The sequence below is a fragment of the Hallella faecis genome (assembly GCF_018789675.1).
Classification (GTDB): Bacteria; Bacteroidota; Bacteroidia; order Bacteroidales; family Bacteroidaceae; genus Prevotella; species Prevotella faecis.
This window is the reverse complement of record NZ_JAHKBE010000070.1, coordinates 1-10,478: the sequence shown is the minus strand read 5'-3', so window position 1 is coordinate 10,478 and position 10,478 is coordinate 1. Positions and strand designations below refer to the sequence as shown.

Here is a 10,478-nt window from a genome sequence, read left to right as displayed (position 1 = left end):
GGCTCACTGCCATGGATAGCATGGATTGTTGCAAGACTCGGAGCATGGTCAGGCTTCAGCAGCCAATCACGTCCAGGATATACAACTTTCAAAACAGGACTTGACAATTTCTTCTGCAAATGTGAGATGTTGAGAATTGTCAAAGATGTGTATAAAGGGTAGGGTGATGCCCTGGGCTATGAGTTTATACCCCTTCGGGGCGCATATCCACGCATTTAACGGAAGAACCATTTTTCCCACAGATCGCGCAGATGGCACGGATTTTTCGCATGCGGTGTGCTCCTTCCCCATTGACGAAGGAAAAGAAAAAACAGGTGCCCTTGCCTATGATGCGAGGTCACCTGTTTTTATGGTTCTGTTTCCATTTTAGAGGGTGTGTCAAAACTAAAATGACTACTCTTCAAAGTTACAGATTATAACTATGATATTAAAAAGGGTCGTATCAAACTCTGTATTGAGTAATGATACGACCCTTTCTTTAGTCTTTTAGGATGCTCAAATTTCAAATTATAAGTTCATATTTTCAAAAAATGAGTTTTGACACACCCCCTTAACGTGTGGTTCCAACCCAAGGGCGATGTTCCGACAGATGGGTCGAAGCGATCGGTTGGTGGGGTTTAGTAAGCCTGCTTGTCGTGGATAAACACCGACTTGACAGTCAGCAGGATGATGCGGATGTCGAGCCAGAACGACCAATGCTCGATGTACCAGATGTCGCACTTTACGCGCCCTTCCATCTGCCACAGCTCCTTGGTCTCGCCTCTGAATCCCGATTCCTGGGCCCAGCCCGTAATGCCCGGTTTCACGAAGTGGCGCACCATGTATTTGTCGAGCAGCTTGCTGTACATCTCCGTGTGTTTCAGCATGTGTGGGCGTGGTCCCACGATGCTCATGTCGTTCTTCAGCACGTTCCAGAACTGCGGCAGCTCGTCGATGTTGCTCTTGCGCATGAAGTTGCCGAAGGGGAACTTGCGTGGGTCGTCCTTGGTGGCTTGCACCTTGTCGGCGTCCTTGTTGACATGCATGGAGCGGAACTTATAGCACATGAACGTGCGTCCGTCCATACCGGTTCTTGCCTGCTTGAAGAAGATGGGGCCGGGGCTTTGGCGCTTGATGATGAGCGCTATGATGGGGATAAACAAGCCCAGGGGTATGAGCACACAGACGGAGAACACGATGTCGAATGCTCGCTTGATAAATTGGTTGGTAGGGATCGAGAGGGGCAGGTGGAAGAGCGTAAACACCTCGTCGTTGCCAATGAGCATGGGCTTGAGGTGCACGCCCAAGGTGTCGTCGCTTGGTGCGTAGTAGTAGCGCAAGACACGGCTGTTGCAATAAAAGGCGCAGTCGTTCAGCGATCTGGATTCGCTTGTGGGGAAGCCGCACAGCAGGGCGTCGATGGTGCCGGGGAAGCTTTTGTTCGAGCGTATGATCTCCATGCCCTCGGCCACGCTACCCAATGTCTCGGCGTACTCCGTGGAGGGGTCGTCGGTGTAGCACCCCACTATGCGGAAACCCAGTCCGGGGCTCTTGGCAAAGTGGCGGATGATGCGGCTGAAGTTGTCGCCGTTGCCTATGGCGATGACCCTCACCACCTTGTAGCCGCTTGCCCAAAGCCTGGTGAGCGCCTTTTTCTCCAGCCAGCGGAACACCAGGAAGCAGAAGAGGAAAGCCACGCCGATGAGGGATAGCCACCGTCCGGTGTCGACTCCTGGATGATAAAGTATGCGCATGGTGATGTAGGTGCCCACGATGAACACCAGGGAAACGCCCAGAGCGTTTCTAAATAGTTGTCCCGAGTCGTTGGCCGTTCGGCCGAGGTTTACGGGGAACCACATCTGCGCTAAGCTCATGCCGAGGAAACCCGATATGAAGAAGAAGCGAACGGTAAATGGTGACCAGTCGTCGGCTAATGGGGTGAAGAGGAGGAATAGCAGAAGGAACGCTAAACCAAAAAAGTAATCAAGTGCGACAATTAAAAATTTCATTTGGCATAGGGGTTAAAAAAGTTTGACTTTTGGAAAATGGCAAGTGGCTGCCTTGGGCCGATTCGGTCAGGGTCGGCAGGGAGGGCTTGCTTGTGCCATGAGCCGTGGCTGACAGGCGATCCCCTTTGCCTGTTTGTGGGCGTTGGCTAATGGCTTGGTGTGCATGTAGAATGACTTGCGCATTTTCAAGGAAATATGTTGGGGTGTATAAAGAATAGGGGTGTATTATAAATATGGTGTGGCTTATTGGCTTCTCGCCTCAAGCAGCACCACGTTCTCCACGTGTGGCGTGTGGGGGAACATGTCGACGGGTTGCACGGCGGCAACGCGGTAGCTGTTGTCCAATAGCGCCAGGTCGCGCGCCTGTGTGGCGGGGTTGCAGCTCACGTAGACGATGCGCTTGGGCGCGGCCTTGAGGATGACGTCCACCACGTCGTTGTGCATGCCGGCGCGTGGTGGGTCGGTGATGATCACGTCGGGTCGGCCATGTTGCTGTATGAAGTCCTCGGTGAGGATGTCCTTCATGTCGCCCGCGTAAAACTCGGTGTTGCCGATGCCGTTGATGCGGCTGTTCTCCTTGGCGTCCTCGATGGCCTCTGGCACATACTCGATGCCGATGACGTGGCGTGCCTGCCGGGCCACGAAGTTGGCGATGGTGCCCGTGCCCGTGTAGAGGTCGTACACCAGTTCGTTGCCCGTGAGGTTCGCAAACTCGCGCGCCACGCTATAGAGGTGGTAAGCCTGTTCGGTGTTGGTTTGGTAGAAGCTCTTCGGTCCCACCTTGAAGCGCAGCTCCTCCATCGTCTCGTAGATGAAGTCGGTGCCCTTGAAGGTTGTAAGGTCGAGGTCGCCGATGGTGTCGTTGCCCTTCTGGTTGTCCACGTAGATGAGCGATGAGATCTGCGGGAAGCGGTCGGCCAGGTGGCTGAGCAGCGCCTTCGCCTTCTCCTCGTCGCCCTCCTCGTCGTAGTGGAACTGTATGAGCAGCATCCACTCGCCCGTGTTCGACGTGCGGAGCATGAGGTTGCGCAACAGTCCATGCTGCGCGCGAACGTCGTAGAACGTCATGCCGATCTCCTTGGCGTAGCGCTCGGTCTCGTTGCGTATGGCGTTGTGCAGGTCGTCCATGAGCCAGCACTTGCTGATGGGGTAGATCTTGTCGAACGCTCCCGTGATGTGGAAGCCTATGGCCGAGTTGTCCTGTGCGGCGAGGTCGAGCGATGGGTCTTGCAGCTCCTCCTGCGTAAACCATCGCTTGTCGCAACATCCAAACTCCAGCTTGTTGCGATACTCCCATATCTTCACGGAGCCGAGGATGGGGCGAAACGTGGGCAGCTCCACCTTCCCGATGCGCTCCAGCTGGTCGTGCACCTGCTGCTGCTTGGCCTTGAGCTGCTCCTCGTAGGGCAGGTTCTGCCATTTGCATCCGCCGCAGATGCCGAAATGCTCGCATCGTGGCGTGGCCCTTACGGGGCTGGGTGTGACGAGGCGCACCACGCGACCCTCGCAGTAGCGGTGTTTCTTCTTCACGATTTGCACGTCGGCAACATCGCCGGGAACGCAAAAGGGAACAAACACCACTTGCTCGCCGTGGTGGAAAATGCATTTTCCCTCAGCGGCTACCGCCTCGATGGTTACGCTTTCTAACATGGGCAAGGGCTTACGATTTCTGCTCATACATACTTGATTTTGCTGCAAAGGTAATGAATTTATCGGAATTTAATTAAAATAATGTGAAGAAATGTGCTTGTTGGCGCGAACAAATATATTTGTCATGTCAGGATTGCACTTTTTTGACCGAATGTTTTGAATAAAAGATAAAAAACATTATCTTTGCACAAAACAAGCTTTTCGTTAAGCCAGATGAGCAGGGCTAAGTTTACTTAAGCTTTGCCATGGCGAGAAAACGTGCCGTGAAATGGAACACTATAGAAACAATATACTTAAGTCAGACATAATTTACAACTATAAGTTTTTACCAGATCAACTATGAGTGAAAAAAGAGTCTATCTCTTCGGTAACGGTAAGGCCGAAGGTCGTGCAGACATGAGAAACCTGCTGGGTGGCAAGGGTGCCAACTTGGCAGAAATGAATCTTATCGGAGTGCCAGTGCCTCCTGGCTTTACGATTACCACAGACACTTGCAATGAGTATTATAAAGTAGGCCAGGCAAAGATTGTTGAGCTGCTTTCTGATGAGGTGACGAAAGCCGTGGCTCACACGGAGGAGCTGATGAACTGCAAGTTTGGCGATCCGAAGAACCCTCTGTTGGTTTCTGTTCGTTCGGGTGCCCGCGCCTCTATGCCGGGTATGATGGACACCATCCTTAACCTTGGCTTGAACGACGAGGTGGCCGAGGGCATGGTGGCAAAGACCGGCAACCCCCACTTCGTTTATGACAGCTATCGCCGTTTCGTTCAGATGTACGGCGACGTTGTGCTCGGCATGAAGCCCGAGAACAAGGAGGACATCGATCCGTTCGAGGCTATCATCGAGGAGGTGAAGGAGGAGCAGGGCGTTGTGCTCGACAAGGACCTCTCTGTGGAGTCTCTTAAGAAACTCGTTGAGCGCTTCAAGAAGGCCATCAAGGAGCAAACTGGTAGCGACTTCCCCACCGATCCCAAGGAGCAGCTTTGGGGCGCTATCTGCGCCGTGTTCCGCAGCTGGATGAACGAGCGCGCCATTCTCTATCGTAAGATGGAGGGCATCCCCGACGAGTGGGGTACGGCCGTTTCGGTCATGGCCATGGTGTTTGGTAACATGGGCGACACATCGGCCACGGGTGTTTGCTTCAGCCGCGACGCCGGTAACGGCGAGAACCTCTTCAATGGCGAGTATCTCGTCAACGCACAGGGCGAGGACGTGGTGGCCGGTATTCGCACCCCGCAGCAGATCACCAAGATCGGTTCGCAGCGTTGGGCTGAGCGCGCCGGCATCGACGAGGCTGAGCGCGTAGCCAAGTATCCTTCGATGGAGGAGGCCATGCCCGAGATCTATAAGCAGCTCAACGAGTTGCAGGACAAGCTCGAGCACCACTACCACGACATGCAGGACATGGAGTTCACCGTGCAGGAGGGCAAGCTCTGGTTCCTCCAGACACGTAACGGTAAGCGTACGGGTACCGCCATGGTAAAGATCGCCATGGATCTGCTCCACGAGGGCATGATCGACGAGAAGACGGCCGTGTTGCGCTGTGAGCCCCAGAAGCTCGACGAGCTCCTCCATCCCGTGTTCGACAAGAAGGCCTTGCTCCAGGCAAAGGTCATTACGCAGGGTCTGCCCGCCTCTCCGGGTGCCGCCTGCGGCCAGATCGTGTTCCACGCCGACGACGCCCAGGAGTGGCACGCCGATGGCCACAAGGTTATCATGGTTCGTATCGAGACAAGCCCTGAGGACTTGGCTGGTATGGCTTCGGCCGAGGGCATCCTCACCGCACGTGGCGGTATGACCTCTCACGCCGCCGTGGTGGCCCGTGGTATGGGCAAGTGCTGCGTGTCGGGTGCTGGCAGCATTAATGTCGACTATAAGACCAAGACTGTCGAGATCGACGGCACGGTATATAAGGAGGGCGACTACATCTCTCTGAACGGTACCACCGGCCAGGTTTACGCCGGTCAGGTTCCCACCAAGGCCGCTGAGCTCAGCGGCGACTTCAAGGAGCTGATGGACCTATGCGACAAGTACACCAAGCTTCAGGTTCGCACCAACGCCGACACTCCCCACGACGCACAGGTGGCTCGCGCTTTCGGCGCCAAGGGTATCGGTCTCACACGTACGGAGCACATGTTCTTCGAGGACAAGAAGATCATCGCCATGCGCGAGATGATTCTCGCCGACACCGTTGAGGGTCGCGAGAAGGCGCTCGCCAAGTTGCTGCCTTATCAGAAGGCCGACTTCAAGGGTATCCTTGAGGCCATGGACGGCTGCCCCGTGAACATCCGCTTGCTTGATCCTCCTCTCCACGAGTTTGTTCCCCACGATCAGGCTGGCCAGGAAGTGATGGCTAAGCAGATGGGCGTCGATGTGGCTACCATCAAGCGCCGTGTGGCTTCATTGGCTGAGAACAACCCGATGCTCGGTCACCGTGGTTGCCGTTTGGGCATCACGTTCCCCGAGATCACGGCCATGCAGACTCGCGCCATCCTCTCCGCCGCTTGCGAGCTTAAGAAGGAGGGCAAGAATCCTATGCCCGAGATCATGGTTCCGCTCATCGGTATCCTCTACGAGTTCAAGCAGCAGAAGGAGGTTATCCAGAAGACCGCCAAGGAGGTGTTCGCCGAGTATGGCACCGAGATCAAGTTTGAGATCGGTACGATGATCGAGATTCCGCGCGCCGCCCTGACCGCCGACAAGATCGCCACCGAGGCCGAGTACTTCTCATTCGGTACCAACGACCTCACACAGATGACCTTCGGTTACAGCCGCGACGACATCGCCAGCTTCCTGCCGGTATATCTGGAGAACAAGATCCTGAAGGTGGATCCGTTCCAGGTTCTTGACCAGAATGGTGTTGGCCAGCTTATCGAGATGGCTGTGGAGAAGGGCCGCTCCGTTCGTCCGGGACTCCGTTGCGGTATCTGCGGTGAGCACGGTGGTGAGCCCAGCTCGGTTAAGTTCTGCGCCAAGATCGGCATGAACTACGCTTCTTGCTCTCCGTTCCGCGTGCCTATCGCACGTCTGGCCGCGGCGCAGGCTGCTATTGAGGATTAAACAGCGAAAAGCATGAATCTATAATAACGAGGTAAGTCTTTTATAAACAAAGGCTTACCTCGTTTCTTTGTATTTGGACATTTTTCGAGTTTTGATGCCAAAACGTGCAGAATGTACGATTTGTTTAACAAATTATGCACGTGTCTTACGAAAAACGTGCTTGGCTATTCCGTGTACCAATTGGATATAGGCTATTGTTGTTTATCTGAAAACCAACATACATTTGCATCGTTTTAACGATGTGTTAAAATGAAGCACTTTGATTAAAACTAAAGAATATACAAAATGCTTTATTTTATAATGCCATTATCCGTATCACGCAGGTTTATCTTCTTTTCTGCTGACTTATGCTTGCTTCCACGGCTTAGTCGCCAAGATACATTCAGCGTAACGAGATTACCGCTATCCTTGGAATAACCAATAGTGTGCTTATACAGATTACGGTTGAGCAACTCGTTCTCATACGACTTGTAGTTGCTCTTGAAAGGGTTAGCCCACGACAACGAGAATTGCCAGTCGCGCCATGAATAGGCAGCTTTCAGTACAGAATAGGCTCCATTGTAGCCTTTATATTCTCCCTCCAAGAATCGGTTGCCGTTATCTATGTATCCTTGCAACGTGAATTTGCCGAGATAAGCCGTGATGCTACCTACATAATACCACGATGTATAGCAATGTGTATAGTCGTTGCCGTAATTAAAGCATCTGTACACTCCTCCATAGGCTGCAATCTGAAATTTTTCGGGCAAGAGCCAATAGCCAGCGTACGCCATAGCGTCCAGCGCATCAATTTCCTTTTGATTAATCTGAGTGTATATGAATTTATTGTCGTCAGTCCGCTCATAATGTGCCATGTTCGGTTTGAGACATTGCTTGTAATAACCATCTACAAAGGTTTGCAGACGATTGGTGTTATATGAAAACTGCAATCGATGCTCCATATTGTGCGAAGGTTTCAAGTCTGGATTGCCTACAGTCCATTCCATACTGTTTGTGCGAACCATTGCGTCGCTCGTCATGGCTATACGGGAAACTACGTCCTGCATCCGATAAGTGTAGCTCAACTGCATGCTGTTATTGATTTGATATGTCAGAGATGCCTTTGGGTGAAAAGTCCAGAAATTATATCTGTGCCCGTTCTGGGTGTAATGGATATAACTTGCACCCGCACCTAATGTGTAACGCAACGGTTGGAGCATGCCCTTGATTTCGGCAAAGGCATATAGGCGGTTGTTGTTGGTCTTGGTCAAAGCTGAAGCATCGCCAAGATAGGCGTTCTTGGTGTGTTTATAGCTATAGTTCAAGCCTGTTGAGAGGGTAAAGGGTTTGAGTCTGTTCTCATAAATCACCTCAGTAAGGAGAGAAGCTGTCTTGCCATCCACATCATATTGATAAGGTGTACCCTCGTCATAATAGCTGCCTGTCTGTGTGGATATATAGGTACCTACGGCATTGGCTGTGATGGATTGGCGTGGGGTGAGCTGACGAAAGAAATAAATATCCAAAACAGGCGAAAGACTCTTATTGTGTTCTCGGCTTGTAGCCTGATATTGTCGAGAACCATCCGTGATGTCCTTAATGTTATAGTTGTCAGGAGTGTTGTTGAATGCTCCGCTCAAGGATGTTTGGAATACGGTTGCTGTGGAGTCCGACCAGTTATAGGTTAGTTTTGTATCATGCGCTATAGCTTTACTAAGCGACTCCACATCATTTCGCTCAATAGTGTATATACTGCCGTCAGTCAAGGTATATTGGGACAGCTGCTTGCTCTTTTCGCCTTTGTTTTTATATCCACTCACGTCATACGAAAGCGACCATTCACTCTTTCCGCGGTTCCATTTACCATACACCGAGCCGTCGCCTTGCAGGGTGGTAAGAGCCGAAGTTACGTCCGTGCCAATAGTATAACCGCTCTCGCTCCTGCGTGTAACTATATCAATCACATAGCCAATGCTTTCGTCATAACGAACGCCGGGGTTGTTTATAAAGTCAATCTTGGCAATATCTTTTGGATTAAGCGCCAACATCTCCTGTTTGCCTACAACAATACCATTTACCCGAAGTTGAACGCTACCTCTGTTATCAATAGCGGTAATAGTATGGTTGATGTTGTCAATACGAATATTGGTAAGTGTGAGTTTCTCAAGAATGCTGTAGCCATTGTTTGAAGCCTGCTTCTGTGCGTCGGTAGGATAGACGAGCATGCCGTCAGGCTTGTTCACTACCTTAGCGGCTTTTACCGTTACTTCATCAAGCGTGACGGTCTTGTCCACATTCTGAGCGTAAGTACAGAATGCAGAAGTTAGAATAATTGAAATTGTAGCTAATCGTTTCATTTTGCGCCATTTTTTGTTTTATGGCGCAAAATTACATCCTCTTTACAAGAAAGCCTGTTATTTAGTCTGACATTTCCCTGACATTTCCCTGACAAGCGACTGACAACGAACCTATCTATCTGAGTTTCAGACTATAACTCTTTCCCCGATCCGATTCGATTTTCAGGGTGCTATGTGTTTCTATGATAGGTTTTATACGTCTAATTAGCGTATAAAGCGTATCGCTTGCATTAGGTTTCTTAGGCCATAGTCGGTCACAAATCTCCTGTTTCGATAACGTATGGGTATCTGTCGTTATGAAAATTTTAAGCAAGGAGTGTTGCATAGGAGTAAGACGAATCTCCTCACCCGATACGGTCATAAATTTATCATCATGGAACACAATACCTCCGTACGCCAAACCTTGAACTATCAGCTCTGGCTTATTCCTTCTTACATACCACAAGCTCCCCAACAACCACAATGCACCAAACACGAAAAGAGAGCCCGAAGTTTTTTGATCGGACATCATGAAAGTCGTAGCAAAGCTGCAATTTGCCTCTGCCACCATCTTGGTCTCCCAACATCCACCTCTGCGTACGGTACGCATGGCAATACCTGCCGTATCTTTCAATTTGGCAATGGTGAGACAGTTGCGGTAACAGCGTATGGTGTCTGTGGTAACCACATTGTCGGGCATTTTCACAAGAACTTGCTTCAATGCCTGATCCACATCCTGGGCTATCATGTATTCTGTTCTGCGATAGCTGTTAATGCTTGTACACAACGCACAAAGCATAATAAAGCTGAACACTATGCATAGAAGGTTCTTCATAATTTATCCAATGTAATACGTGTGTTACATTAATAACGATACAAAAGTACATTTTATTATTATAACCACAATTTTTTTTTAGAATTTATACATAGAGTCGTCATTCTCTTGGAAACGTCGCAAAATATGCGGTATTATCGGCACAGTTGCATAAGTCCGTGGCAATATAATCATGTTATCCAAAGATCATAGACGCTCTGAACATAAAGAAAGGTAAATCCTGCACACCGCGTAGTTGTGCTCTAAAGGTTCTTCCGTTAAATGCATAGATGAAATATTGAATGGCAGGAATGGCAGGAATGGCAGGAAGAGTCGTGGCGATAGAGCAACGCGCGCCGTAAGGGCGAATGACGGCTGCGCGACATGTGGAACCACCTTATTGTAACATGTAACAATGTAACAAAACTGCGGGGGTTGGTTGGAAGGGCAGGGAGGAAAAGGAAGAATCGTAGCGATAGAGCAACGCGTAAGGGCAACAGCCTTCTGTTATATGCTTATGCCCTTCGGGGCGCATGTAAAACCCAATGGCCATATGGGCTTTTGCCCCTTCGGGACGCATATCCACGCATTTAAGAGGGTGTGTCAAAACTCATTTTTTGAAAATATGAACTTATAATTTGAAATTTGAGC

5 protein-coding genes are annotated in these 10,478 nt (G+C 50.6%); 1 reads left to right on the top strand and 4 read right to left on the bottom strand.

What is annotated here, in order from left to right; translation table 11 throughout:
* Positions 1–617: 617 nt before the first annotated feature.
* Both KM934_RS11585 and rlmD read right to left on the bottom strand, forming a co-directional pair.
* Complete coding sequence (locus KM934_RS11585; protein ID WP_215760762.1) at positions 618–1,988, bottom strand: exopolysaccharide biosynthesis polyprenyl glycosylphosphotransferase; 1,371 nt, start codon at positions 1,986–1,988, stop codon at positions 618–620.
* A gap of 243 nt (positions 1,989–2,231) precedes the next feature.
* On the bottom strand, positions 2,232–3,665 hold the full coding sequence (gene rlmD / locus KM934_RS11580; protein ID WP_215760761.1) for a 23S rRNA (uracil(1939)-C(5))-methyltransferase RlmD: 1,434 nt from the start codon (positions 3,663–3,665) through the stop codon (positions 2,232–2,234).
* A gap of 312 nt (positions 3,666–3,977) precedes the next feature.
* Here rlmD and ppdK point away from each other — a divergent pair, with 312 nt between their 5' ends.
* Positions 3,978–6,698, top strand: coding sequence for a pyruvate, phosphate dikinase (gene ppdK / locus KM934_RS11575; protein ID WP_215760760.1), 2,721 nt, complete (start codon positions 3,978–3,980; stop codon positions 6,696–6,698).
* 290 nt (positions 6,699–6,988) lie between these two features.
* Here the strand turns inward: ppdK and KM934_RS11570 are convergent, their stop codons facing one another.
* A complete protein-coding gene (locus tag KM934_RS11570; protein ID WP_215760759.1) occupies positions 6,989–9,034 on the bottom strand; it encodes a porin family protein in 2,046 nt (681 codons plus the stop codon).
* Between the two features lie 115 nt (positions 9,035–9,149).
* Positions 9,150–9,848: a helix-turn-helix domain-containing protein gene (locus KM934_RS11565; protein WP_215760758.1), complete on the bottom strand. Its 699-nt coding sequence runs from the start codon at positions 9,846–9,848 to the stop codon at positions 9,150–9,152.
* Positions 9,849–10,478 lie beyond the last annotated feature (630 nt).